Source organism: Arthrobacter sp. MMS24-S77, from assembly GCF_054888235.1.
Map to the genome: position 1 here is coordinate 3,686,471 of NZ_JBTZRN010000001.1, position 25,051 is coordinate 3,711,521.

At 63.3% G+C, this 25,051-nt stretch carries 21 protein-coding genes; 6 read left to right on the forward strand and 15 right to left on the reverse strand.

Annotated elements, in window-relative coordinates; genetic code table 11:
• Positions 1–54 precede the first annotated feature (54 nt).
• Entirely contained in the window at positions 55–849 is a 795-nt protein-coding gene (locus tag ACX5I4_RS16920; protein ID WP_461837657.1) for an alpha/beta fold hydrolase, read from the forward strand.
• On the opposite strand, the gene ACX5I4_RS16925 is transcribed toward ACX5I4_RS16920, so the two are convergent.
• The 8 genes from ACX5I4_RS16925 to ACX5I4_RS16960 all read right to left on the reverse strand — a co-directional run bounded on the left by ACX5I4_RS16925 (position 762) and on the right by ACX5I4_RS16960 (position 10,225).
• Positions 762–2,102: an acyltransferase family protein gene (locus tag ACX5I4_RS16925; RefSeq protein ID WP_461837658.1), complete on the reverse strand. Its 1,341-nt coding sequence runs from the start codon at positions 2,100–2,102 to the stop codon at positions 762–764. The two genes, ACX5I4_RS16920 and ACX5I4_RS16925, sit on opposite strands and share 88 nt — an antisense overlap.
• Positions 2,103–2,264: 162 nt before the next feature.
• Positions 2,265–3,485: an MFS transporter gene (locus ACX5I4_RS16930; protein WP_461837659.1), complete on the reverse strand. Its 1,221-nt coding sequence runs from the start codon at positions 3,483–3,485 to the stop codon at positions 2,265–2,267.
• Positions 3,486–3,590: 105 nt separating this feature from the next.
• A complete protein-coding gene (locus ACX5I4_RS16935; protein ID WP_461837660.1) occupies positions 3,591–4,544 on the reverse strand; it encodes a hypothetical protein in 954 nt (317 codons plus the stop codon).
• 178 nt (positions 4,545–4,722) lie between these two features.
• On the reverse strand, positions 4,723–5,631 hold the full coding sequence (locus ACX5I4_RS16940) for a glycoside hydrolase family 25 domain-containing protein (RefSeq protein ID WP_461837661.1): 909 nt from the start codon (positions 5,629–5,631) through the stop codon (positions 4,723–4,725).
• A 373-nt stretch (positions 5,632–6,004) separates the two neighbouring features.
• Positions 6,005–7,294, reverse strand: coding sequence for a MinD/ParA family ATP-binding protein (locus ACX5I4_RS16945; protein ID WP_461837662.1), 1,290 nt, complete (start codon positions 7,292–7,294; stop codon positions 6,005–6,007).
• 140 nt (positions 7,295–7,434) lie between these two features.
• The gene (locus ACX5I4_RS16950; RefSeq protein ID WP_461837663.1) at positions 7,435–8,031 is read right to left on the reverse strand and encodes an AAA family ATPase; all 597 of its coding nucleotides are present in this window, start codon (positions 8,029–8,031) and stop codon (positions 7,435–7,437) included.
• A gap of 105 nt (positions 8,032–8,136) precedes the next feature.
• Entirely contained in the window at positions 8,137–9,432 is a 1,296-nt protein-coding gene (locus ACX5I4_RS16955) for an MFS transporter (RefSeq protein WP_461837664.1), read from the reverse strand.
• 145 nt (positions 9,433–9,577) lie between these two features.
• On the reverse strand, positions 9,578–10,225 hold the full coding sequence (locus tag ACX5I4_RS16960) for a bifunctional 4-hydroxy-2-oxoglutarate aldolase/2-dehydro-3-deoxy-phosphogluconate aldolase (protein WP_461837665.1): 648 nt from the start codon (positions 10,223–10,225) through the stop codon (positions 9,578–9,580).
• An 88-nt stretch (positions 10,226–10,313) separates the two neighbouring features.
• On the opposite strand from ACX5I4_RS16960, the gene ACX5I4_RS16965 reads away from it, so the two are divergent.
• Positions 10,314–11,123: a DeoR/GlpR family DNA-binding transcription regulator gene (locus ACX5I4_RS16965; RefSeq protein ID WP_461837666.1), complete on the forward strand. Its 810-nt coding sequence runs from the start codon at positions 10,314–10,316 to the stop codon at positions 11,121–11,123.
• Positions 11,124–11,202: 79 nt separating this feature from the next.
• On the opposite strand, the gene ACX5I4_RS16970 is transcribed toward ACX5I4_RS16965, so the two are convergent.
• Entirely contained in the window at positions 11,203–12,018 is an 816-nt protein-coding gene (locus ACX5I4_RS16970; RefSeq protein ID WP_461837667.1) for an MBL fold metallo-hydrolase, read from the reverse strand.
• Between the two features lie 219 nt (positions 12,019–12,237).
• Here ACX5I4_RS16970 and ACX5I4_RS16975 point away from each other — a divergent pair, with 219 nt between their 5' ends.
• Positions 12,238–13,347, forward strand: a complete 1,110-nt coding sequence (locus ACX5I4_RS16975) for an EAL domain-containing protein (RefSeq protein WP_461837668.1) — start codon at positions 12,238–12,240, stop codon at positions 13,345–13,347.
• A 35-nt stretch (positions 13,348–13,382) separates the two neighbouring features.
• On the opposite strand, the gene ACX5I4_RS16980 is transcribed toward ACX5I4_RS16975, so the two are convergent.
• The gene (locus ACX5I4_RS16980; protein WP_461837669.1) at positions 13,383–14,027 is read right to left on the reverse strand and encodes a TetR/AcrR family transcriptional regulator; all 645 of its coding nucleotides are present in this window, start codon (positions 14,025–14,027) and stop codon (positions 13,383–13,385) included.
• A 214-nt stretch (positions 14,028–14,241) separates the two neighbouring features.
• On the opposite strand from ACX5I4_RS16980, the gene ACX5I4_RS16985 reads away from it, so the two are divergent.
• The gene (locus ACX5I4_RS16985) at positions 14,242–15,762 is read left to right on the forward strand and encodes an FAD-dependent oxidoreductase (RefSeq protein WP_461837670.1); all 1,521 of its coding nucleotides are present in this window, start codon (positions 14,242–14,244) and stop codon (positions 15,760–15,762) included.
• 694 nt (positions 15,763–16,456) lie between these two features.
• On the forward strand, positions 16,457–18,592 hold the full coding sequence (locus ACX5I4_RS16990) for an S-layer homology domain-containing protein (protein WP_461837671.1): 2,136 nt from the start codon (positions 16,457–16,459) through the stop codon (positions 18,590–18,592).
• A 404-nt stretch (positions 18,593–18,996) separates the two neighbouring features.
• Here ACX5I4_RS16990 and ACX5I4_RS16995 read toward each other — a convergent pair whose 3' ends face one another.
• The 5 genes from ACX5I4_RS16995 to ACX5I4_RS17015 form a co-directional block, all read right to left on the reverse strand.
• On the reverse strand, positions 18,997–19,791 hold the full coding sequence (locus tag ACX5I4_RS16995; protein WP_461837672.1) for a hypothetical protein: 795 nt from the start codon (positions 19,789–19,791) through the stop codon (positions 18,997–18,999).
• Between the two features lie 2 nt (positions 19,792–19,793).
• Positions 19,794–20,174 carry a hypothetical protein gene (locus tag ACX5I4_RS17000; RefSeq protein WP_461837673.1) on the reverse strand — a complete coding sequence of 127 codons (381 nt, stop codon included), beginning with the start codon at positions 20,172–20,174 and terminating at the stop codon, positions 19,794–19,796.
• Positions 20,175–20,304: 130 nt separating this feature from the next.
• Positions 20,305–21,783 carry a dihydrolipoamide acetyltransferase family protein gene (locus tag ACX5I4_RS17005; RefSeq protein WP_461837674.1) on the reverse strand — a complete coding sequence of 493 codons (1,479 nt, stop codon included), beginning with the start codon at positions 21,781–21,783 and terminating at the stop codon, positions 20,305–20,307.
• Between the two features lie 2 nt (positions 21,784–21,785).
• A complete protein-coding gene (locus ACX5I4_RS17010) occupies positions 21,786–22,913 on the reverse strand; it encodes an alpha-ketoacid dehydrogenase subunit beta (RefSeq protein ID WP_461837675.1) in 1,128 nt (375 codons plus the stop codon).
• Positions 22,910–24,142 (reverse strand): thiamine pyrophosphate-dependent dehydrogenase E1 component subunit alpha, encoded by a 1,233-nt coding sequence (locus tag ACX5I4_RS17015; protein ID WP_461837676.1) that lies wholly within the window; start codon positions 24,140–24,142, stop codon positions 22,910–22,912. Before ACX5I4_RS17015 ends, ACX5I4_RS17010 begins: the two co-directional genes overlap by 4 nt.
• A gap of 171 nt (positions 24,143–24,313) precedes the next feature.
• On the opposite strand from ACX5I4_RS17015, the gene ACX5I4_RS17020 reads away from it, so the two are divergent.
• Positions 24,314–24,778 carry an Lrp/AsnC family transcriptional regulator gene (locus ACX5I4_RS17020; RefSeq protein ID WP_234748882.1) on the forward strand — a complete coding sequence of 155 codons (465 nt, stop codon included), beginning with the start codon at positions 24,314–24,316 and terminating at the stop codon, positions 24,776–24,778.
• The last annotated feature ends 273 nt before the right edge of the window (positions 24,779–25,051 follow it).

Genomic DNA, 25,051 nt, shown 5'->3' on the forward strand with positions numbered 1-25,051 from the left:
GACGGGCGGGACGCTGGACAGACCCGGGCCACAGGCGAGGCGTACCCTGAGGCTATGGACGCGGAAGTCCTGAATCTCAGGCTCAGCACGGGAATCGCGGTGCCGTGCCTGGCCCAAGGCGACGTCGATGCAACGCCGCTGGTGCTGTTGCATGCATGGGGTGAATCCCGTCGAAGCTTTGACCGTCTTGTACCCCGGCTGACCGACTTCAGGGTTTACGCTCCCGACCTCCGCGGGCAGGGCGATGCGGACAAACCAGAGGATGGCTATTCGCTGGTAGAACAGGCCGGGGACGCCGCGGCCATCCTGGATGCCCTCAAGGTGGACACGGCATTCGTCCTTGGCTCCTCTAGTGGCGGCTACGTGGCCCAGCAGTTGGCCGTCCGGTGCCCGGATCGTGTCGCGGCGCTCGTGCTGGTGGGTTCCCCCCTGAGCCTTCGGGCCCGGCCCGCTTTCGCCAAGGAGGTCGACCGCCTTGAGGACCCCGTCGACGAGGACTGGGTGCGGAATTCCCTGTCCTGGTTCCCGCTGCTGCATGCGGTTCCCACCTGGTTCATCGAGGACCGGGTGCGCGACGGGATCAGGATGCCGGCGCACGCGTGGAAGCGCATCCTCGATGGTTTGTGCACCGCCACGCCGCCCACCGAGGCCGGAACAATTCTTGCGCCCACCCTGATCCTGTGGGGCGCACATGACTCCGTGCTGCCTCGGAAGCACCAGGAAGCCTTGGCGGCCCGGATACCGGACTCCCTCTTGAAGATCTATCCAGGCGTGGGCCACCTGGTCTTGTGGGAGTGCCCGGACCTGGTGGCAGAGGATACGACGGCGTTCCTTGGCTCTCTGGGCTGAGGCCCGGCGCGGTGGGGTACCACTGCTCGCAGCCGGAGCCGGGCCGGCTCCTCGACGTACTTGAACAGTAGATGGGTGGCGAGGGCAATGCCGGCCAGGCACCCCGCCGCGAGCACGTTCGTCGCCACCGGACCCGCACCATGCGGCCAGTCCCTGTTCAGCCAGTAGTAGAGATAGATAAAGAACATGTGGACCAGGTACAGGCTGTAGGAGCTGCGCCCGCCATACTGCAGCCAGCGCGCGGACAGCGCCGAGCGGAGCCAGCCACGGGTCAGCGCCAGGAGGGCGATCAGCAGCGGGAAGGCCAGCACGGCCAGCCGGCCCGGGCCGGGTTTTCCGGCCACTCCCAGGAAGACGACGACGGCGGTTCCGGCCAGTACCGCACCGGGCCCTGCTAGCGCGGAGTTGAAGTTCATTCGGTCCGCATTCCGGGCAGCGATACAGGCCAAGGCACCGGAGATGAAGCAGCACGCGATCCGGAGCAGCCACTCGTACGGCTGATGCTCACCGGTGGCGATTGGCAGGTCCTGACCCCACATGGCTGTCGGCAGCAGCACAAACCCTGAAGCCGCAAGCGCGGCCAGCGGATGCAGCCGGCGCAGCCGGAACAGGACCAGCGCCAGCAGCGGGAACGCCAGATAGGCCAGCCACTCGGCGCTGACCGTCCAGCCCGGGCCGAACCAGCTGGCGCCGTCGGTACCCGGTTGGAACCAGAGATGGACCATTAGCAGCTGCTTGGCGAGCCCCCACGGCGACAGATCCGGAGCCTGGGCCTGCAGCGACCAGGTTCCCACGGATTGTTCTTCGGTCCCGTACGCGAACCACAGGCCCAGCACGCCAACCACTAGTGCGAACGCCGGCCACATCCGGGCGAACCTGGCCCAGACAAAGTCCCCGGCCGTACGCCAGCGGAACCGCGGGCCCAGCCGGTCCAGGTACGTGTAGGTGATGATGAAGCCGCTGAGCACAAAAAACACGTCCACGCCCAGGTCGCCATTGGCAATGACCGGGCCGAACAGCTCATAGATGGGGGCCAGGAAAGTCTGCCGCATGGCCTGAAGATGGAAGAGCACCACCCACAGAGCCGCAACGAAACGCAGCGCGGTCAGCGTCCCGAGATCAGGCCTGGATCCCTGTGAATCGCCCTTCGGCCGGGGAGCGCCTGCGCCATCTGCTCTGCCGTTCGCGGGGGCCGAATTCCCCGTGGGATTCGGGGTAGTGGCGGGACGCGGACGCGTGATGACTGAAACCATCCAATTCACCATACCGGAGGCGCCTGACCGGAGTCTGGGAGTGGCATACCCAACTGACTCGCAGTTAACGTCGTTTTCAGGGCTTAAAACGACACCTACTGCTAGCCAGTTGGGCCCACGCCGCCAGGGGACTCGCGAAGGCGCGTCCCGCCGTCGTCGGGCTTAGTAGTTGCGGCGGTGCTTGAGCTTGGGGAGCGCGACGGCGAACACCGCCGCAGCGGCCACGCCTAGAACGCCGGTGGCCCAAACCCCCGCGGCAAGGGATACCGCGGCGGTGAGGGCCGAGAGCAGGACGGGTCCACCGGTGGAACCGGCGTCGGAGATGAACCGCCACAGGCCAAGGAATTGGCCGCGGCCCTTGTCCGGGGAAAAATCGGCGCCAAGCGTCATGATGAGTCCTGAGCTGATGCCGTTGCCGAAGCCGATCAGGAGCGAAGCCAACAGCAACCCCACAAACTCGGCCGATAGGGGCATCAGGAACAACGCGGCGCCCATGATGAGGGTGGACGGCACAGCGACCCACATGCGCCCCTTGCGGTCCATGAGTTTGCCGGCCGGATAGAACACGAGCATGTCGATCGCGCCGGACAGGCCGTAGATGAGTGACGCGTGTGTTGCGTCCAGTCCTAGGTGATCCGCCCACAGAGGGATCACCACTTGGCGGGAGGCCCGGAGTGCGCTGAGCAGGAGGATTCCGGTGCCGATCGTCAGGAACACGCCCGCGTGGGAGGCCGCAACGCCGCGGAGGGTGGGCTCGGGTCCTTTGGGGCCGCCGTCGGCGTCGTCCGGCATCACGAGATCGGGGATGGTGAGGGACAGCACCGCCGCGGCCGCCATGCCCACGACGCCAACCCAATACGCACCGCTGATGCCGGCGAACTGCATCACGGCCGCTCCGACGAACGGGCCGATGAACACGCCGATCCTGGTGACGCCGCCCAGCGTGGACAGGGCGCGCGCCCGGAAAATGACCGGGACGGCCTCTGTGAGGTACTTCTGGCGGGCCAGGTTGAAGACGCTCGTGGACATCCCGACCACGGTCATGGCCGCGGCGAGCAGCCAGATGCCGTTATGCGCCAGGAGGGGCGCGAATCCTGCGGCCAACAAGGCCAGGGCACCGGCAGCACCCGCGCCCACGATGGCCCACCGTTCACCGAACTTGATGGTGATGAGCGATGCCGGCAGGTTGAAAAGCCACGAGCCCAGCCCGATCAAGGTGACCACCAGCGCGGAAACGGCCACGGAAGCGCCAAGGTCGCGGGCGGACAATGCCACTACCGGAAGCACCGCGCCCTCGCCGATACAGAACAGCAGCGCGGGCCCGAAGGCGGGCAAGGCAATGCTGCGGAGGTTGAAAGGCTGGACGGTTCTGGTGCTGGTCATCCCCTTCATCCTAGGACGCCCTTTCTTTACGACGCGCCAAATGCCTGTCGCACAGGGATTTCCGGGTGCGCCAGGCATTCTTCGCAGCGCCAAGAATTTTGCGCGTCATAAGGCCCCTCGCGGACGACGCCGGGGCACACCTGCCGCTGCCAGCTTCCGTTCGAACACGCCGGGAGCCATGAGTCCTGCCCACACCCATCGGACGACGCCGCACCCCGTGGCACGGATCCGGTCCTCACGCAGCTTCTCCTCGACGACGGCTTGAGCGGGGGTGCGTCCCTTGAGGAATTCCGGTTTCAGGTACTTATCGATGCCGTCGAACTCCCCGGCCAGCCGCACGCCCTTCCAATAGAAGTCCGAATAGCCCACCAGGCCCGCTTCGTCGCGGAATTCACGTTGAAGGACTGGAGCCTCGAATCCGGCAGCGTGCATCAAAGCGCGGCTGTAGGATTCCCCGGCAGATCCGGACAAGGGATCTGCGAAATCGACCGCCGTTTGGATCCTCCGGATGGCCGCCGCCGTGTAAATTCCATCCGCTCGTGCCAGCAGAGTCTCTTTCGTGATGGCGGGCAGTCCCCGTTTCCGGTCGGCTTTGAGCACGTGGTCCAAAGGAGCGATGGATTCGACGAACGGGGTGAACGCGGCCAGATCCAGTACTGTGCATACCCTGTCCGTCACCAGTAGTCCCTCGCGGCGATGCACCACAAGGCTAGCGGGGTCCGCGTAGTAGCGGGATATCCCGGCACGCGAGCGGCCGCCGTCGTTCTGTAGGGTCACGGCCTGCACTGGATGATGGAGGCCTATGGTGGGGATCCCCCATACCGAGGCTGCCGAGTGCCTGGCGAAGATGGTCCGTGCGCTGGAGGTTTCGGCCGCAGCGCTGACCCGGACACGGTATTGTTCCCACGGTTTGAGCGCAGCCCATGCAGCGCCGTTGACGTACACTCCCTGACGGACGCGATGCAGGGCTCCCGCCTTGGCACTCCGGGCGAGTTCCTTGAGAGTCGTTCCGTAAAGGAGGTGATCTCGGCTGAGGATCAGACGGGGCAACTGGGTCATGCGTAAGAAACTGCCACGTGGACTGCGGCCCGCGGCAGCACCGAATTCCTCCATGTGGACAACTCCAGGGAAATAATCCCGACGCGCTCCGTGCCCTCCGACACCATGCTTTCCTGACGCCCCCGGAATTCCGTCTGCGTCAGGAATTTAGCGCCGCGCAAGGAAAGGAGTGCAGCGCCTACTTCAGGAAACTCGCGCTGAAGGAGTTCAGGTCCACGTTGATGCCGTTCAGGGTGTGCTCGAACTTCTGCTGGACCCCCACGCGCATGGTGCCGGCCGTGTTCCAGCCGCCGTACTGCACCGGGGCTGGAGCCAGGTAGTTCGCGGTCCAGCTGGCGTAGTCGATGTTGCTCGCGTCGGCATCCCACAGAGGTACGTCCGAGAACGCGGTGCTGTTGTTCATCAACCCGGGCCACATGCCACTGCCGCTGTAGATGACGGGCCGAACACCCAGGCTCCGCACGCCGTCCACCATGGCCCGCGTCACCGGCGAACTCCCGGGCTCGACATCCAGGGCGAAGAACTGCAACTGCGACATGTACGGTCCAGCGGCTTTGATGCCGCCTTCCCAGCACGAAGCGTCACGCGTGTAGACCGCGATCTTGAGGCCGGCGTCGAGCGCCATCTTCAATTGCGCTTGGGTCTGTGTCCACGCAGTGCACGTGCCCCAGACCGTTGAGTGCATCACGTAGAGACGGAAGCCCTCGGCGTAGGCCTGCCGGAACCAGGCGGGATCGGTGATGGCCGCGGTGGTGTCGAGCACCTTCACCGAGCCGCCCTCGGCAGTTTGGGGTACGGCGGCAGCTTGGGGTACGGCGGCAGCTTGGGGCACGACGACGGCGGGCGCCGCAGCGGCGGCAGGCTGCGGAACGGCGGGAGGTACTGGAGCCGCTGCCGCAGCGGGAGTGGCGACCGGGGCGACCTCAGCGGCGGGCGCGGCGTTCGCGATAGGTGCGGGGCCGGCGTCGGGCGCTGTGTTGGTGGAAGGCCGCGTGTTGGCGGAAGGACCGGAATTGCCGGCCGAGGCACTGGTCAGCCCGAGGAGAAGCAAAGCAGCGAACGCGAAAGCAAGGTTTCTTGGAATCAAAATGAGGCTCCTGGGTGCCGGCCGCGAGTTCAGAAACGGGCGCAGCAAAGTGTCGCAAAGGTGAAGGACGAGGGTGCACCATGCCCGGGCCCAGTTCCCGGTCATGGCGAGGACGCCCCGCACAGCGGAAGACGTCCGCCACCAACTTTAGGAAAGTCTGGGCGGAAGCGACAATTTGCTATCCACGTAGCAGTCGGGTAAGAAACCGACCAAGCCGGGAGCAATCCAGGTAGTAAATAGAGTGTTGTGAGCGCAAAAAAGACGAATTGCTAAGTAGTCCCACCCAACTGACTCGCAGTTGTTGTCGTTATCAAGCCTCAAAACGACATCTAATGCGAGCTAGTTGGGCGGAGGGCTCCGAAGAGAGGAGGCGCTACACGTACCCGTCCACGATCGCGGCCGCGATCTCCTTGTAGGCTCGGCGGGTCTCGGGGCGCAGAACATCCAGAGTGACCAGGTCGCCGTCGGCCACTCCCCTATCGTGCGGAACGGCAATCAGCTGGCGGCAGATCCCCGAGAGGTGTTCCTCGATGGCGTCCTTGTCCACGCGGGATGAGACTTCGTCCTTGTCCGTGATCACCACGATCGCGTTGCGGGCCAGCTCCTCGTAGCCGTGGCTGGCAAGCCACTGGAGGGTGCTACGGGCACGCTTGGCACCGCTCACGGCATAGCCGGCGGCGATGATCAGGTTGTCTGCCGATTGCAGGATGCCGCTCATTGCGTTGTGGGTGACGCCGGTGCCGCAGTCAGTCAGGGCAACGGAGTAGTAGGCGGAGATCAACTGGCGGATGCGCAGGTACTCCTCGGCGGTTAAAGAGTCCGAAACTTCCGGGTCCTGCTCGCCGGCAATCAGGTGCAGTCGGCCGGCATGGTGCATGTACCGGGCCAGCGCCGTGAGCGAATCGACGTTGTCGACGTTCTTAAGCAGGTCCGTGATGGTGCGCGGAGTGGCCTTCTGGTAGATCCCTTCACCCAGGGCCCGCTCCACGAGGTCACCGGAATCGGGGTTGGCGTCGATGGCGCAGGGCGGATCGCCGCGGAATTCCGCGAGGGTGAGGCCAACGCCTACCGTGGTGGAAGTCTTGCCGATTCCGCCTTTGAGGCTCAGGACGGCGGTGTTGTAGCTGCCTTGGAGCTGCCGGGAAATGCGCAGCGCCAGCTCGTCTTCCTCGCGCTGCTTGGCGCTCGGCCCGAGGTTCCAGGCGCCGCCGGTGAGCTTGTAGAGCATGCCGCGGAAGCCGCCGATGGGACGCGGCTTTTGCTCCTTCACGAAGGAACCGGGCGAGGAGATGAAGTCGGAAATCGGAGCGTTTGCGGCTGCGGCGCGTCCGGCCCGTCCTGCGGTTGAGGAAGAAGCGCCCGACGCCGGTGCTGCCGCCGTCGGGCCCTCAAAGCCGGCTTCTTCCCGGCTGGAGTCTTCACGGACCGGTTCCGCCTCGATGGACGCGTCGGCGGCTGCTGCCGCTTCGGCCCAGGATCTGCTTTGAAGCGGTCCCGCGGGTGCTGCGGGTGCGTCGGAATCGTTCGGCGTAATGATCGGCATAGTTCCTGTCCAGGCGTCGTCGTCACCCTCTGCGCGGCGGCGATCGCGGCGTCGGCGAAGTTCCGGCTGCCCTTCGCTTGATGCAGCGGCGCTCGCTTCGTTATCCACAGAATCCGGCATGGTCTTGTCCCCTAGGACTCGCGGCGTTGTGCGCCGCGGCTCTCGTTTGGATTGCTTCAACCAGCAATTCTAGGTGGAGACCGTCACAAACCCGTCATGGCTGGCGTGCGGCGCGGCCCTGGAAGGCTCTGCAGCGGCAGTCAGGCAGGCGCGTCGGACGGCGGAACAGCGCCGACGGCGACAGCCCGGTCGAGGAGTTCGACGTCGATCGCCTCGCCGCTGTTGTCGAACTCGACGTGGCGGGCCGCTTTCCATTCGCAGGCGTTGGCCTGGGATGCCGCCCAGAATTGCTCCCAGTTGTTGAGCTTCCACTCGTCGCGCTCGTAGCCGCGGGCAACAAGGCGTTCCCTGACGGCTTGGCCATCGGTTCGAACATGCACCACGATCAGCTCGGCGTCGGGCCAGCGGTGCTCCCGCCGGGCATTGATGAGGTAGTCCGGATCGGCGAAGAACTTGCCAAAAGGTGCGTCCAGGACCACGGAGCGGCCAATGTTGAGGTTGTCGCGGGTGAGGTCCAAAATGGACGCGTATTCCAGCGGCAGGATGGCCTGCTGGTAGAACTCGTTGTTGTCCCGCTCGTTCGGGTCGGAGCCGTTGAGCGTCAGGAGCAGCTCCGTGAATCGCTTGGTGGCCGTGTCCTTGTCGATGTAGGCGGCACCGTAGTGTTCGGCGAGGAGCTTGCTGACGCTCGACTTGCCGGAGCCCGCCGGCCCGATCACGAAAAATACCTTCGGCATGGTTGTCTTCAACTGTCTGTTCTGCATTGAACTCTGGATCAATTCTTCCAACAAAGCGGCTGTGGCGGGTGGGCATTGTTGCCGTCCCCGCCACAGCTGCTCAAGCTACGCCGTCACTGCGGCCCGACGGTCCTTGACAAAGAAGCCGTAGGAGAGGGCACCCACTACCAGCAGGACTCCGCCGATCAGGAAGACCAGGGTGTAATTGCCGCCGGTCTGGGTGAGGATGAAGCCCGTGACCACCGGGGCCAGCGCTGCGCCGAGGAAGCCACCGAAGTTCTGGATGGCACCCAAGGATGCAACCTGGGTGGGTTCTGCGATGTCCGCGGCCAGCGTCCAAAGGACACCGATCGGCACCTGGGCGGCGAAGTAACCGACAGAGAGCAGGACGATGGCCAGGGCGCTGTTGTCAACGTAGGCAACGGGCAGGACGGCTGCAGCGGCAAGCAGTGCGCCTCCGACGATCGGGAGCTTGCGGGCGGTGACGGTGGGGATGCCGCGGCGGATGGCCTTGCCGGAGATCACACCGCCGGTCAGCACACCGATGATGCCGCAGAGGAACGGAAGGGCTGCGAGCCATCCACTCTGGCTGAGGCTGAAGCCACGGGCGGTCTGCAGGTAGCTCGGGAGCCAGGTGAGGTAGACCCAGACTGTGTAGAAGATGCCGAACGCGCCCAGGACCATGAACCAGGTGTTCTTCTGCTTGAGGAGTTCGCCCCAACCGGCCTGCTTTTCCTTGGGCTTGGACTGCTCCTCGAACTCGGCACCCTTGATGAGGAACTGTTCCTTGAGCGTGGGGTCGCGGTAGACGCGGAGCCAAACGAGGGCGATGATCACGCCGAGTGCGCCGATGACGATGAACATGCCGCGCCAGGTCATGGTCAGCAGCAGGAAGGTCAGCAGCGGCGGGGCGATGGCGTTGGCAATCTGCGAGCCTGTGTTGACGATCGAGACCGGCAGGGCGCGCTCGGTCTTGTTGAACCAGCGGTCGGCCACTTTCAGCCCGGAGGTGAAGAACGGGGACTCGGAGATGCCCAGCGCCACGCGGGCGGCGTACAGGAAGCCGAAGGAGTTGGCGAGGGCGGACAGCATCGAGATGATGGACCAGAGTCCGGCTGCCCAGGCGAACATGCGCTTGGGACCGTATTTGTCCACGAGGTAGCCGGCCGGCAGGTTTGCGATCGCGTACGGCCACGAGAATGCCGAGAGCAGCAGCCCCATCTGGAACGCGTTGAGGCCGAATTCCTTGGCAATGGTGGTGTTAGCGATGCTGAGGTTGTTCCGGTCCAGGTAGTTCACGATCCCGCCGATGACCAGCAGAGCTACCAGGTACCACCTGATTCTCACGCGCTTCAGGGGCTTGGTATCCGTGGCGTCTATATCTGCTGATGCTTGGCTCATGCAGCTCACTCCTTTGTGTTCTGACCGACAGTCCTTGTCGGGTTGTGCTTTCGCCGGCTCCTGCCGGTTTTGTTTGCCGGCCCGTGCCGGACTCCGCTGTGCCGGGTTTCGGCTGTGCCGAGTGTCGGCTTCCGCCGGGTTTCGGCTAGCGCCGGGCTTCGCCGATCGCTGCCAGGAAGGTCTGGGCAGCGCGGGCAACGAGTCCGTAGTCGCCGTCGTTCTGGGCCGCCTTTGTCACAAAACTTCCCACGCCGACGGCGGTCACGCCGGCGTCGAACCAGGCGCCGACATTCGCGGGGCTAACTCCGCCGGAAGGCATGATGGGTGCCTGCGGCAGGGGCGCCAGGATGGTCTTGACGTATGAAGGGCCGCCCAGTTCGGCGGGGAACAGCTTGATGATGTCCGCCCCGGCTTCGAGGGTGTTGACGACCTCCGTGGGGGTGAAAGCGCCGCTGGCGGTGACAGCTTGGTAGCGGTTCCCGACGGCGATCATCTTGGGGTTGAATTGCGGGCTGACCAGCAACCGCGCGCCAGCCGAGATGGCCGCGAAGGCGGCCTCGGCGTCGAGCACGGTCCCGGCACCGATCACGATGCCCTGGTCCCCGTATTTGTCGGCAAGCCGTTCGATGACTCCCAGGGCACCTGGAACGGTCAACGGGACCTCCACTGCACGGATGCCGCCTTCGATGGCAGCTTCAGATACGCGGTAGGCCTCGTCGGCACTGTCCAGGCGGGCAATCAGCAAGGCGCCGGTGCGGACGATGGTCTCGAGTACTTCAAATTTGTTTAACATCATTAAGAGATTACCCCAAATATTCACAAATCGGAACAGTCTGTGAAAACTTGTTAAGATGGGGTTGTCTACCAACGAAGGAGCAGCCTTGAGTGCGTCATCACCTCCCCTGATCCCGGAGCAGCGCCACCAGGAGATCCTCCGCTTGCTTCGCCGCGAGGGGGTGCTGAGCATCCGCAGCCTCACGGAATCCATGAACGTCTCCCACATGACCATCAGGCGCGACATCACGGCCCTCGAGGATGCCGGGCACGTGTTGTTGGTCCAGGGCGGGGTGCGCCTGGCCGAGAGGACCAGCCAGGAACCGCCGCGGGAGAGGGAATCGCGTGCGCAGCTGGAGTTGCCGCGAAAGCAGGCCATCGCCGAGCTCGCGTCCCAGTTCGTGGAGGACGATATGGTCCTGTTCCTCGACGCCGGCACCACGTGCCAGTCAGTGGTCCCCTACCTCGGCGCGAGGAAGAACATCACGGTGGTCACCAACGATTTCTACGTGGTCACGTCGTTGTTCGCGTACCCGAACGTTGAGACCATCCACACCGGCGGCGTGGTGGATGCTTCCAGCGCCTCAAGCTCAGGGCGCATGGCAGCCGACGCCATCAAGCACATCAACATCGATCTGTTCTTCATGAGCACGGGCGCATGGAGCCTGTCCCGCGGCGTCACCACGCCGTCAATGGACAAGGTGGAAATGAAGCTGGCCGCGCTCGAATCCGCGTCGCGCTGCTTCCTGCTCGCTGACAGCACCAAGTTCGGCACCTTCGCCAAGTTCCGTGTGACGCCGATCGAGCAGCTCGACGCCGTTGTCACCGACGACGAGTTGGAGCACGACACCCAGGAAAACATCCAAGAACTGGGCGTCACGGTACATGTCGCGGCGACAAACGGCTCGGGACGCTGAGCGCGAGTTGGCAGCAGATGCCCTCAAAAGTGATTTTTGGGGCATCTGCTGCCAACTCGCGCGCTCCAGCTCCCGCCAGCTAGTGGTGCGCCTGCGTCTCCTGGAGCCGCTTGATGAACCAGCGCGATTGTTCGGGTCCGTAGGGAAGCACCGGGATCGCTTTGGTGGCGTCCGACGGCGTGTCCCGGATCGACTGCCTCGCTTGCCGTACCGCTGTGGACATGGTGTCGGCCATGGTCTTCACGAACTGGTCGCTGCAGGGCCTGCCGTGGCCCGGGATCAGGAATTCGTAGCGGTGGCGCAGGGCCGAGATGTGCCGCAGAACGTCTGCCCAGTCCTCCGGGTACGAGTCCTCGAACGAGGGGTGCGCGCCTTGTTCCACAAGGTCACCGGCGAAGAGGGTGCTGGGCGTGCCTACCAGGAGGTCGCCGTCGGTGTGGCCGCGGCCCAGGTAGAACAGGGTTGCGGTGAGGCCGCCGAGGTCAACCAGGACGGGCTGGTCCTTGACGATCGCGTTGGGAATGACGATTTCGACGGCGTCACCCTTGCCCGCGGCCATCTCCGGTTCCGTGGCGGAGACGAAGCGGCGCTGGTGGTCGCCGTCGTCGTCGATTGTGGCTGCACAGTTGACGTGCCCCCAAAACTCCGTGACGCCGTCGTCGGCAAAAACGGCGTTACCGAAGTAGTGGTCATAGTGGGCGTGGGTGTTCACCACAACGAGCGGCAACTGGGTCTTTTCGCGAACAGCGGCGAGGATTTGCCGGCCTTGACGGGGGCCGCAGCCGGTGTCGATCACCATGGCTCGTTCCGTGCCCACAACGAGGCCCGTGTTGAGAAGGCAACCCTCGGTCTCCAGCACGTAGTTGTCCGGGCCGACTTCGAGCCATGCTGACATTGTTTCTCCGTCTTCAGATGCGTTCCGGCAGTGTTCAGGCCTTGATTCTACCCACGGAGAGCTGGGAGGATCGTGAACCTGGCGCGCGTCCACAGCGGGGAACAAAGTAACGCGGCGCCCAATTCACCTCAATCCAAGCCGACCGGTTTGTTCGGCTGTAGTATTCCCCTTATTTGCAGGTCCCGGGCTCAGCCGGAGCTAAAGGCAAAGGAATATTTAATGTCGACGCAGAAGCCATCTTTTCTTGCTTTGACCGCCGCCGGAATGCGGGCAAGTCCGGAGGTCGCGGAGCCGAGCCCCGGCGACGATCTGGGTGGGCTCCGCAGCCAGGTCCTGGAAATCATCGACGAAGTCTTGGCGGACTCTTCGCAGGCAACGGATGCGGTGCGTGAACAACTTCGCCGGCATGTTGCTGCCCATCCGGGGCGTCCGGAAGAGGCGCTGCTGGAACACCTGTCTTCGCTCAGGACGCAACAGCCGGACTCGGGCGTTCCGGACACCGCTGCCCCGGCGTCACCGGAGGGCGACGAGGACTCGGATTCCTCGCAGCAGCCTGGCAACCCACGGCTTGAGGCGGTACTCCGGGACCACATGCTGATGACCGCCTTCCAGCCCGTTTTCGACCTCACCACGGCAACCGTCGTCGGGGCGGAGGCCCTGACCCGCTTCGTCAGCGATGGTGGAGACCCCGCCGATTACTGGTTCGCAGAAGCCGAGGACACCGGTCTCCGCACGGATCTTGAATTCGCGGCGTTGGAGTCGGCGCTCACGGCTGCGCTGGATCTGCCGTCCCAGCTTTTCGTGGCGTTGAAGCTTTCCGATGCTGTCTGCCTTGATCCGCGCCTTCCTGCACTTTTCGATCAGACTCCGCTGGCGCTCGACCGGGTGATCCTGGAAATATCAGGGCATTTTCCCCCGGACCAGGCCGCTTCGCTCGACGCCGCGGTGGGGCCGCTGCGCAGCGCCGGCGTGCGCTTGTCCATCGAAAATACGGGGTCCTACTTCGCTGCGGTCCGCCATATCCTTCGGCTCAAGCCGGAGATGATCAAGCTGGACCCGCGGCTGACTGCAGGCCTCGACCAGGATCCCCTCCGCCAGGAAATCGTTGAAGCGGAGGTAGGGTTCGCGCGGGAGATCGGGGCGGTCTTGACCGCTCAACACATCGAGACCAGGGCCGAACTCGCCACTATTGCCGGGTTGGGAATAACCGTCGGAGAGGGCTATCACCTTGGGCGGCCCTCGGTTCAGCCCAGCGAATGGGCTACGTGGGGCGGGCGCGCCGGACATCTCATCTTCCCCGGTGGTTCCGGCAGGGCCATGCGGACCTGACGCTTCAAGACGACGCGCGCCTCAAGAGGGCCGCTTCACGAAGTTATGGGCCGGCCTGGGGGTCGATGCTGTTCTATCAGCCATGCGGCCATCTGCTGGGCGCGTTTGGACGCCAGGACGTCTCCTTCTGTGGCCGAGATGATGGAGCCTTTCATCAGGATGTGCCAGGAGCGTGCGAACTCCTCGGTATGCTCCAGCCCGGCTTCCTCTGCCAACGCCTTGATGTGTCCCCTGATTCTGGCGAGGTAGCCGATGCTGGCTTTCCCCAGCGGATGTTCACGGCCCATTTCAAGCAGGACGTTGATGAACGAGCACGCCTCGAAATCCTCCCGCTGGAACCAGTCGCCGAACACGTCGAAGATGGCGAGCAACTGCTCCTCGGCGGTTTCTCCCCGGCTCTTGGCATCGGAGATGATCAAGTCCACGGTCCAGATCTGGTCACGAAGCGCGAGGAAGGCAAGGACCAGATCGTCCTTGGACGGAAAGTGGCGGTAGAAGGTGGCCTTCGCTACCCCGGAACGCTCGATGAGCTGATCGACCCCCACAGCGCGGATCCCGCGCCGGGAAAACAGCTCGTAGGCGGCGTCCAAGATGCGATCCACCGCGTCATCACGGGTGGTCGTTTGTCCGGCTGGCAACCAAGCCGGATCAGTGGCATCCGAGGCATCTGGCGAAGTCATGGCGATAGCCATTCTACTCGCGCACCCACAAGACAGACCTGTCTGCCGGGACCCTTTTTGGCGGACCATCGCGTCGATTTGGCACGAGGAATGCACGACGTCGGCGGCCACCTCTTGCTTCTACCGTAGCCTTCTGCTTCTCTGGCACTACCGGGCCGCCACCGCGCTAACTCCGGTGTGGACCGTGCCCCGGTTGAAGGGAAGTGGGACCGTCATGACTTCTCTGTGGCTAGACACGCGCGCTGCGGACAAGGACTCCGCAGGCGCTACCAGCCCCGATGAATTCACGCCCGGGAACAGTTACGACGCCGTGGTGGTGGGCGCCGGTATCACGGGCCTGGCCACGGCGCTCATGCTGGCACGGGCGGGAAGCAACGTGCTGGTCCTTGAGGCCCGGCATGTCGGCGCAGTCAACACCGGAAACACCACCGCCAAGCTGAGCCTGTTGCAGGGCACAACCCTGTCTGCGCTACGTAACCAGTACCCCGTGGACGTGGTCCGTGCCTACGTCGACGCGAACAGGGCGGGCCAGAAGTGGCTGCTCGCCTATCTTGAGGAGCGGAGTGTGCCTTTCCAGTATCGGGATGCCTACACCTTCGCCACCACTCCGGCCGGCGCGGATCGGCTCCGCGCGGAAGCCTTCGTGGCCCGGGCTGCCGGACTCAACGTCAAGTCCACCCGAGAGACGGGGCTGCCGTTCGACGTCGACGACGCCTTGCGACTTGCGCACCAGGCGCAGTTCAACCCGATGGAAGTGTTGGACGCGCTCGCTGCCGATGTCCAGGCTGCTGGTGGAAGCATCGTGGAGGGCGTGCGCGTCATGGACGTCCGGAACGGTGATCCCCTGACGGTGGTCACCAGGAAGGGCGAGGTCACCGCCCGCGACGTGGTGCTCGCCACCGGGACACCCATGCTGAACCGTGGGCTCTACTTCGCCAAACTGCGCCCGAATCGCTCTTATGCCGCCGCGTTGCGGCTGCCGGACGGCATGAGCCCTCCGCCGGGGATGTATCTTTCAGCGGAGCCGCCCACCCGGTCTGTGCGGGACTATCCAGTGCCCGACGGCGGGAGCTTGCTTTTGGTGGGCGGGTTCGGTCACGCGGGTGGCCGGGCGCCGTCGACGCAGGTTCACGTGGACGAGCTGCTCGGCTGGGCCCAACGGTATTTCCCCGACGCCGAGGTCACGCACACCTGGTCGGCCCAGGATTACCAAGCCACCAACCTCATGCCGTTCTTTGGCAGGTTCCCGCGGGGCCACGGCAAGATCCTGTTCGGCACTGGCTACAACAAGTGGGGCATGACCAATGGTGTTGCCGCTGCACTGGACGTCGTTTCGGACATCACGGGGAGCGGTCAGGCCCCGTGGGCACGGGCCATCCACCGCCGGGTGACGGGTCCACGCGGCGCCGCGTCAACGATTTCGTTCAACGTAGAGACACAGCAGCAGAATTTCCGGGACAAGGCGGCCCTGAAGGGGAAGCCGGCCATCACCGAAGAAACCAACCCCGCCGAGGGCACGGGCGTCACCGGGCTTTTCCACGGGAAACCGGCAGCTGTCTGCACCGTGGATGGCGTGGTGTGCAGGGTGTCCGCCGAATGCGCGCACCTGGGCGGGATCCTGCACTGGAACGACGCTGAGAAGTCCTGGGACTGCCCCCTGCACGGCTCAAGGTACACGGCAGCAGGGAAGCTACTGGAAGGGCCGGCTACGCACAATCTGATGAAGCTGCAGTAGGGGGTGGGGGCGGGTGAGGAGGCGGGTGGGCAACTTGGTCTGGATCATCGTCATGCTTGTCCCGTCGCTGGGCTTCTTCATTACTTGACCTGCACAAACATCAGCTCCGCTCGTGGGTGGAAAACTCGCGGCCTGCCGCCTAGAGGCCTCAACCCGTCTCGTTTGGTGGTCCGTGGCTATCGATCAGGCAGGCGGCACAAGGGCCGACAGCGGTTCATTCGATGAGTCCCCCTCTTTGATCGCACCTATGCTTTCAAGTCACCAAAGAGGCAGCCGGGACGGCCCCGTACGTAGTCTTGTTGATAGGTCATTTCTCATGCGATTGAAGAAGAACTCGCGGGCTCGCTCTTGCTGCGAGCGGTGACCACCAAGATTCCGGCGAAACCGACTACCGCGGGCAAGCGCGGCGATGGCGGACGCCAATATGATGTCACGTACTCCGATTGCAATAGAAAAGCCTGGACGATCATCGAGGACTTCCGCCGGTAGTATGACGCTAGTTAACTATCAATCATCATCACTCCCGGGGGGACCCTAATTGCCTGCTATGAATGCAGATCGATCTGTTCGAACTCAATCAAGTAGCAAAGGGCCCAATTTTCGGTTCTGGAAGTCCTTGATCGCCGGATGGATTTCTTTGTTTCTGGCAATTTCACTAGGTCTCGCGGGAAGCGCGCCGGCAGTCGCAGCGGATGTGAGTGCGCCTGAGCTGGTGTCCGTCTCCCTCGCGTCACCGAAGGAAGTTGGTCCGGGAGAGAAGATCAAGTTCAACTGGATCATTAGAGACCAAGGACCGATAACTCAGGTTCAATTCTGGGTCTATGGTCCGGGCGGGAAATACAAGCCGGCGACGATGACTGATGTGTATTCGTCCGGGCAAGGCGTGTTCACAGGCACATCGGAGACTGACGCAATCGACTCACTTTCGTGGCCCTCCGGCGACTATTACGTCACGCTAATCATGCCGATGGACAAGGCGGGCAATTACGCCCGGATTGAGGGCAACAGCCAGATTCTCGATCCCCTGACATCGACGGTGTTCGGCACTGAAGCGGATGTGGGTGCGCCTGAGCTGGTGTCCGTCTCCCTCGCGTCACCGAAGGAAGTTGGTCCGGGAGAGAAGATCAAGTTCAACTGGATCATTAGAGACCAAGGACCGATAACTCAGGTTCAATTCTGGGTCTATGGTCCGGGCGGGAAATACAAGCCGGCGACGATGACTGATGTGTATTCGTCCGGGCAAGGCGTGTTCACAGGCACATCGGAGACTGACGCAATCGACTCACTTTCGTGGCCCTCCGGTGATTATTACGTCACGCTAATCATGCCGATGGACAAGGCAGGCAATTACGCCCGGATTGAGGGCAACAGCCAGATTCTCGATCCCCTGATATCGACGGTGTTCGGCACTGAAGCGGATGTGAGTGCGCCTGAGCTGGTGTCCGTCTCCCTCGCGTCACCGAAGGAAGTTGGTCCGGGAGAGAAGATCAAGTTCAACTGGATCATTAGAGACCAAGGACCGATAACTCAGGTTCAATTCTGGGTCTATGGTCCGGGCGGGAAATACAAGCCGGCGACGATGACTGATGTGTATTCGTCCGGGCAAGGCGTGTTCACAGGCACATCGGAGACTGACGCAATCGACTCACTTTCGTGGCCCTCCGGTGATTATTACGTCACGCTAATCATGCCGGTGGACAAGGCAGGCAATTACGCCCGGATTGAGGGCAACAGCCAGATTCTCGATCCCCTGACATCGATGGTGATTCCTACAATTCGTCCGGCGGCGGTCACCTTCACCGACAAGGACGGCACGACGGAGGACATCTACACGATCCCGGCCACGACCGGGGTGGACTACCTCCTCGGGGGCACCATCGTCCCGGCCGGGACGTATCCGGGCACCGGGACGGTCACGGTCACCGCCCGGGCCCAAACCGACTACGTCCTCGCCGACGGAGCCACGGCCCAGTGGACGAACTCGTTCAAGTCCACCCCGTTCCCGGTTTCCCCGGCGGCGGTCACGTTCACCGACAAGGACGGCACGACGGAGGACATCTACACGATCCCGGCCACGACCGGGGTGGACTACCTCCTCGGGGGCACCATCGTCCCGGCCGGGACGTATCCGGGCACCGGGACGGTCACGGTCACCGCCCGGGCCCAAACCGACTACGTCCTCGCCGACGGAGCCACGGCCCAGTGGTCGGTCACTTTTAGCACGACTGTCTCGGGCGTTGCTCCGCCGACGGTGTCGCCGTTCACCGATGTGTCCATCAGTCAGCCGTTCTACAAGGAAATAGCCTGGCTGGCAGAAAAGGGCATCTCCACCGGGTGGGCGGAAATTGGCGGGGCACGGTCCTACCGGCCGCTGCAGTCCATCAACCGCGACGCGATGGCCGCCTTCATGTACCGGATGGCAGGATCCCCGGCATACACGCCGCCGGCGATGTCGCAGTTCACCGATGTGTCCATCAGTCAGCCGTTCTACAAGGAAATAGCCTGGCTGGCAGAAAAGGGCATCTCCACCGGGTGGGCGGAAATTGGCGGGGCACGGTCCTACCGGCCGCTGCAGTCCATCAACCGCGACGCGATGGCCGCCTTCATGTACCGGATGGCAGGATCCCCGGCATACACGCCGCCGGCGATGTCGCCGTTCACCGATGTGTCCATCAGTCAGCCGTTCTACAAGGAAATAGCCTGGCTGGCAGAAAAGGGCATCTCCACCGGGTGGGCGGAAATTGGCGGGGCACGGTCCTACCGGCCGCTGCAGTCCATCAACCGCGACGCGATGGCCGCCTTCATGTACCGGATGGGCTCCCTCCAGTAGTCTCAGTGCGGGGCCCGTCCCTTGGCCAGCGTTAATCGTAATGCGGAGCAATGGCACTGCTCACAATTGGCCTTCTGGTCAGTCCGGAACCTCAAAATCGAGACAGCGCCGCCCAAACAAAAGAAGCGGCTATTCCTCAGGTCATTTGTCGCGATCACACTACGTGGCTCCGCCTGCGACGAACCTCAACGCTCCTATGTGCTGTTCGTGCTCGGGCCGACTGATAATCACGTCGGTGGACAGGGAATTCTAGCGACCCCAGATCAAATTGAAGAGGCGCTTTCCATGGGTCCGCCTACCGCCCCCTGAGGTACCATCCATGCCGGACGGTGGGGCGTCGCTGCTGGTGGGCGAACTCGGGTGCGGGGAAGCTCGCTGAAGGATCGACGACAATTGATGAGCCTTCAGTAGGCAGCAGGCTCGTGCAGCGGAGCCCCCATAGTCAATCGGTATCTCTCAAGCACTACTTGTAGGTCCGGGTTATCCGGGAGTATTTCCTCGCGTTCGAGAACCATCACTGAATCGTCCGGAAATCCGTCGTCGATCCTGCGCATCCAGTAGGCCCAGCTTTTGCCATATCCATACTTGCTTGCGTAGACCAAACCCAGCGGCTGACTCCCGTCTTGCAGGGTTACCCCCTTGATCCACTCGGCAATGAGAGTTGTGACTTTTCTCCGGTCACTGCGAAGCACGGCCGTCGTCAATGACGCAACTTTCAACTTTGCTAGTTCGCTCCCAAGTGCTGATTCCACTGCGGCGATCGTGTCAGGATGCTCTATATCCACCCACCATCCGTCTTGGGGTAGGCAAACTTTGGCGATTCTTCGAGCACGGCACCAAACCTCTGGCACGAAACCTGAATGCTCATATTGCAGTTCGTCAGCTTCTTGATCGATCGCCTCAATGAACTCGGCCAAGGTCATTCCAAGTGACCGAGCATCCTTCTCTAGCGGATGGACTTGGCCAAGCTTGGCCTTGAATCTGGCCAGGAGTTCCGCGAAGGCGCATTCACGCTTCTCGGCAAGATAGACCGTACTACCCAGGGTGTCGAAGCGTGACCACGCAGATCTCTTCTTGTACGACTCGTGAGGCAGCGGCCTAAGGGGATGATGACCAGTTTTGGTGATCCGGAACGCATAGCCGTCCGCCGCAGCGATCAGATGCAGCCCTGTGGCGGAATCCTTCCCCTCATTTGTCATCCTCAAATATCCTGGCGATCTTCCACCATCGCGTCAGCGGCATTCCTGACAGCCTTGCCGCGCCCTTCCCGGATTGCACTCAGAGGAGTGTCCTCATCCAGAAGGGGATTTCCGCCGATGAACCAAGATCTAGCGACAGACGTGCCCTCAGCCTGGACTAGCTGAAGCCATATCTCGTAGCCAAGACGCAGCTTATTCTGCTTGTCGGCGCGTGGCTGCGGGCCATCATCCTTTGCCCATTTTATGGCAAGGCTCTTATTAGCGGCGCCGGACAGGGCAGCAACAAGTGTGGGTCCAAGGCCGGAATTCAGATTTCGGACAAGTTCGTGGATGTCCATCCGCGCCACTTTCCGGTGCAGCCCAGCGATACTCATCGTCTCCATGCAGTCACTGTATCTCTAAATGGCACCCTTTTGAACCCTTTTTTACACCTAAATGATTCCTCACAACTGCTGGTCTGGTCATGTTTCGCACACAATCCGCCCAACTCTCATCCGGCTGCCCCGCCGTCCCCTACAAATCCACCAACGCCGTCCCCGGGCTCTCGATCGCATCCGCAACATACCGGAGGAACCCAGCTGCTGTCTCGCCGTCGCACACCCGGTGATCGAAAGCCAGGGTCAGCTCGGTGACCTTGCGGACGGCAAGCTGTCCGTCCACCACCCAGGGCTTGTCGATGATGCGGCCCACGCCGAGCATTGCGACCTCGGGGTAGTTGATGATCGCGGCGGAACCGTCCACGCCGAACACCCCGTAGTTGTTCAACGTGAAGGTGCCGCTAGCCAACTCGGTAGGCGTTGCCTTGCCGTCACGCGCTACAGCGGTGAGTCGGCGGATCTCCGCGTCGAGTTCGCGGGCGCTCAACAGGTGGGCATTGCGGACTGAGGGAACCACCAGTCCGCGGTCCGTCTGCGCAGCGAAGCCAAGGTTGATGCCATCGAAAGCGATGATCTCCTGCGTCTCCCCGCCCGCCGCGTCTTCAGCGGTGACGATCCGGGTGTTCAGCTCAGGGAACTTTTTCAGCCCAGCTGTGACAAAACGGGCGATGAAGGCGAGCAGTCCAGGAGCGCCGTGCGGCTCGCGCTTCTTGAGCTCAGCACGCATCTCCAGCAGCGCAGTGGCGTCTACATCCACCCAAACAGTCGCCTCAGGGATCTCGGACCGGCTGCGAGTCATGTTCGCAGCAACAGCCTTTCGCACCCCACGGACCGGAGTGCGCGAGGCAATGGACAACCCGGTACGTGCATCCTTGACCCCGGCGGAAGACTCCGCGACGGCCGGAGTCTTCAGAGCCGGTACCTCCGCAGGCGCGGCCTCACGCGGGACCGAACCGATGAGCGCCTCGACGTCCCGGCGCAGAACGAGCCCGCTCTCGCCCGAGCCAGGCACCGCGTCCAAGGAGACCCCGTGGTCTCGAGCCATCTTCCGCACCAGCGGGGAAATCACAGCAGAAAGCTTTCCGGGAATCCGCGTACGGGACAACGAAAGGTCGGCGAAGTCAGGCGCCGGCGCTACGGCTACAGCAGAAGCCGGAGCCTTCCGCGGCCGCGTGCGCCGCGTCTCGCCACCACCAGACGTGCCATAGCCAATGAGCACGTTCCCGGATCCGGCTTTCTCTTCGGTCCGGTAAGCCTCGGCAGCCACGGACGCTGCGGGAGCCTCGGCAGCTGCGGACGCAACGGGTACGTCGGAAACAACCTCCGCAGGACCGGCATCATCCGCGGGGCCAGACTCGACCACGGCACCAACAGGAGCCACCGAGATCAGCGGCTTCCCGACGTCGAGCGTTTGGCCGGCTTCACCGTGCAGCACGGCGACGATGCCTGCGTACGGCGAGGGCACCTCCACCATGGACTTGGCGGTCTCCACCTCGGCGATCGGCTGGTCGACGCGGATCTCGTCGCCAACGGCCACCAGCCAGTTGACGAGTTCGGCCTCGGTGAGGCCCTCCCCCAGGTCCGGAAGCAGGAACACCTGCATTTCTGCGCTCATGGTCAGTTCTCCCATTGAAGGTCGTCAACGGCGTCGAGGATGCGGTCGACGCTTGGCAAGTAGTAGTGCTCCAGCTTCGGAGCGGGGTACGGGACGTCGAAACCGGTCACGCGGCGGATAGGCGCTGCCAGGAAGTGGAAGCAGCGCTCCTGGACGCGGGCCACAATTTCGGAGGACACGGAGGCAAAGCCGTGGGCTTCAGCGATCACAACGGCCCTGCCGGTCTTCCGCACAGAAGCGCAGACGGTCTCGTCGTCGAAAGGCACGATCGAGCGGACATCGATCACTTCGAGTGAACGGCCCTCTTCGGCGGCCGCGGCCGCGGCGGCGAGTGCCGTCGGGACAGAGGGGCCGTAGGCGATGAGCGTCGCGTCAGTGCCGGGGCGCGCGACGGCGGCCCGACCCTCGCTGCTGGATCCCGCCGAAGCGTTCGCGGCGTGTTCGGCCCGCAGGGCGCCCAGGTCCACTTGGTCTTTGGACCAGTAGAGCTTTTTGGGCTCCATGAACATGACGGGATCGTCGGAGTCGATGGCTTCGCGGAGCATGCGGTAGCCGTCAGCCACGGTGGCCGGGGTGTAGACCTTCAAGCCGGCGGTGTGGGCGTAGTAGGACTCGGACGAGTCGCAGTGGTGCTCCACGCCGCCAATCCCGCCGGCATAAGGGATGCGGATGACCATGGGCAGCTTGACGGCGCCCTTGGTGCGGTTGTGCATCTTGGCCACGTGGCTGACGATCTGTTCGAAGGCCGGGTAGGCGAAGGCGTCGAACTGCATTTCGATCACGGGGCGCATTCCGTTCATGGCCATGCCCACGGCCATGCCCACGATGCCGGATTCTGCAAGCGGGGTGTCGAAGCACCGTTGTTCTCCGAAGGTGGCCATGAGGCCGTCGGTGATCCGGAATACGCCGCCTAGGCGGCCAACGTCTTCGCCGAACACCAGAACGGAAGAGTCGGCCTCCATGGCGTCCGCCATCGCGGTGTTAAGCGCCTTGGCCATGGTGATGGTCTGGGGACCGGAAGCTTCTGCGACTGCCGCTGCGCTGGCCGCCGCGCTGGCGGTGGCGGAGCTGACGTCGCCTGTGGCTGCGCGCTCGGTGGCCTCAGAGGATGTGGTGACGGCGGGGCTCATTTGCCTGCCTCCTTCTGGCTGGATGCTTCACGGGCGAGTTCATCGGCGAGCAGAGCGGATTGCTCCTTCAGCTGCGAAGTGGGCTTGGAGAAGACGTAGCGGAAGAGGTTCTGCGGATCTACCGGGACGTCCTCTCCCAGGCCTTCGCGAAGCTGCGCTGCAACCGCTTCGGCCTTTGTAGCTATCCGTGTGGAACCGTCGTCGTCGAGTAGTCCACGGCCGGTGAGGTAGGTCGTCATGCGGCTGATGGGGTCCTTGGCCGTCCATTCGGCGACTTCGCTGTCCTCCCGGTAGCGGGTGGCGTCGTCAGCGTTCGTGTGGGCCTGCATGCGGTAGGTGTGGGCCTCGATCAGAAGCGGTCCGGAACCTTCGCGGGCCAGCTTCACTGCGCGGTCCAGCACGGCGAGTAGCGCGACCAGGTCGTTGCCGTCAACGCGCTCACCGGCCATGCCGTAACCCACAGCCTTGTGCGCCAATGAGGGCGCCACGGACTGGTGGCTCAGGGGCACCGAGATGGCGTACTTGTTGTTCTGTACGAAGAAGATCACCGGCAGGTGGAAGACGGCTGCGAAGTTAAGTGCCTCGTGGAAGTCACCTTCGCTGGTGGCGCCATCGCCGCACATCGCCAACACCACAGTGTCTTCGCCGCGCAGTTTGGCAGCGTGGGCAACCCCGACGGCGTGCAGCAGCTGGGTGGTCAGCGGCGTGCACTGGATGCCTACTTTGTGTTTGGTGGGGTCGTAGCCGCCGTGCCAGTCACCGCGGAAGATCGTCATGGTCTCAACAGGGTCTACTCCCCGGGACATGACGGCGACGGCGTCACGGTAGGTGGGGAACAGCCAGTCACCTTCACTCAGACACAGAGCGGCGGCCACCTGGCAAGCCTCCTGGCCGTGGCTGGACGGATACACGGCCATGCGGCCCTGCCGGACGAGGGCGGAATTCTGGTCGTTGACTCGGCGCCCGACGACGAGCTGTTCGTACGCCGCCATGAGTTCGGTATCGCCGGGGATGGGATATTCGTGGCCGGGTTCGGTGCCCTGCTCAGCTTCGGGCTTGAGCGTGCCTGAGGGGTCCACCATCTGGATCTGATGGCGGGCAGGCAGCATGTAGTCTTCCACGCTGATTCCGAACTTGCGCCGTACTTCGGAAGCTTGGTCGTTTGCTTCCAGGTCGTCCGGCCGAGCGTCAGCCAGACCCTGGGCCTCGTGGTCTGCGGAGATCGTCATTGGTCCGTCCTTCTGTATCCACTATTTGTCACCAGTATGTTCCTTGGAGAAGTTTCGTATCCAGCTCTGGGCAAAATCGTGGAAAAGCTTGCCCGAAACGTCTAGTCTGAAAGACAAATTGCAAATGTGAGCTGGGTAACGGGCCCAGACTGTGGACGAATTGGAGATGCGATGGCCGAGGTCGAAGCGGATCAGGCGGAAGTACCCCTGGACCAAGTGGACAGGGACATCATTGCCGAGCTGACGCGCGACGGAAGGATGTCCGTCACCCAGGTGGCGGAGAACGTCCACATCAGCAGGGCCCACGCGTACTCAAGAATCTCCCGGCTGACGGGCGAAGGTGTGCTCACTAAATTCACCGCGCTGGTGGACCCTATTAAGGCCGGCTTGAAGTCATCGGCTTACGTCACGCTCAAGGTGCAGCAACACTCCTGGCGCGAACTACGCGAAGAGCTTCGGCTCATTCCCGAGGTGCAACACATTGCCTTGGTGGGCGGCGACTTCGACGTCATCCTGCTGGTGCGCGCCACCGACAATATTCATCTGCGCAGGGTCATCTTCGACCAGCTGCAGTCAATGCCGGGGGTGCAGGACACTCAGACGTTCCTGGTGTTTGAGGATTTGGATACGCGGTAGGGGCTCAAGTTAACAGAGTGGCAGGTGACTCGCAGGACCTGGCTCTGAACTTCAAGGTCGAGAGTCCTGCTCAAAACGGGACGGGCACCCCTCAAAGTTTGATGAGGTGCACGAGGACGGACTCGATGACGAGATCTCCGCTGTCTGGCGAGCATGGTCAAAGTGGACTGGCTCCTTGACCGGCACACGGCTGAGCAGATCAAGCAGACAAGCAAAATCGGCACTGCCGCCTCCAAACAATAGATTCCAGTCAACTTCGACGTGCCTGGCTCC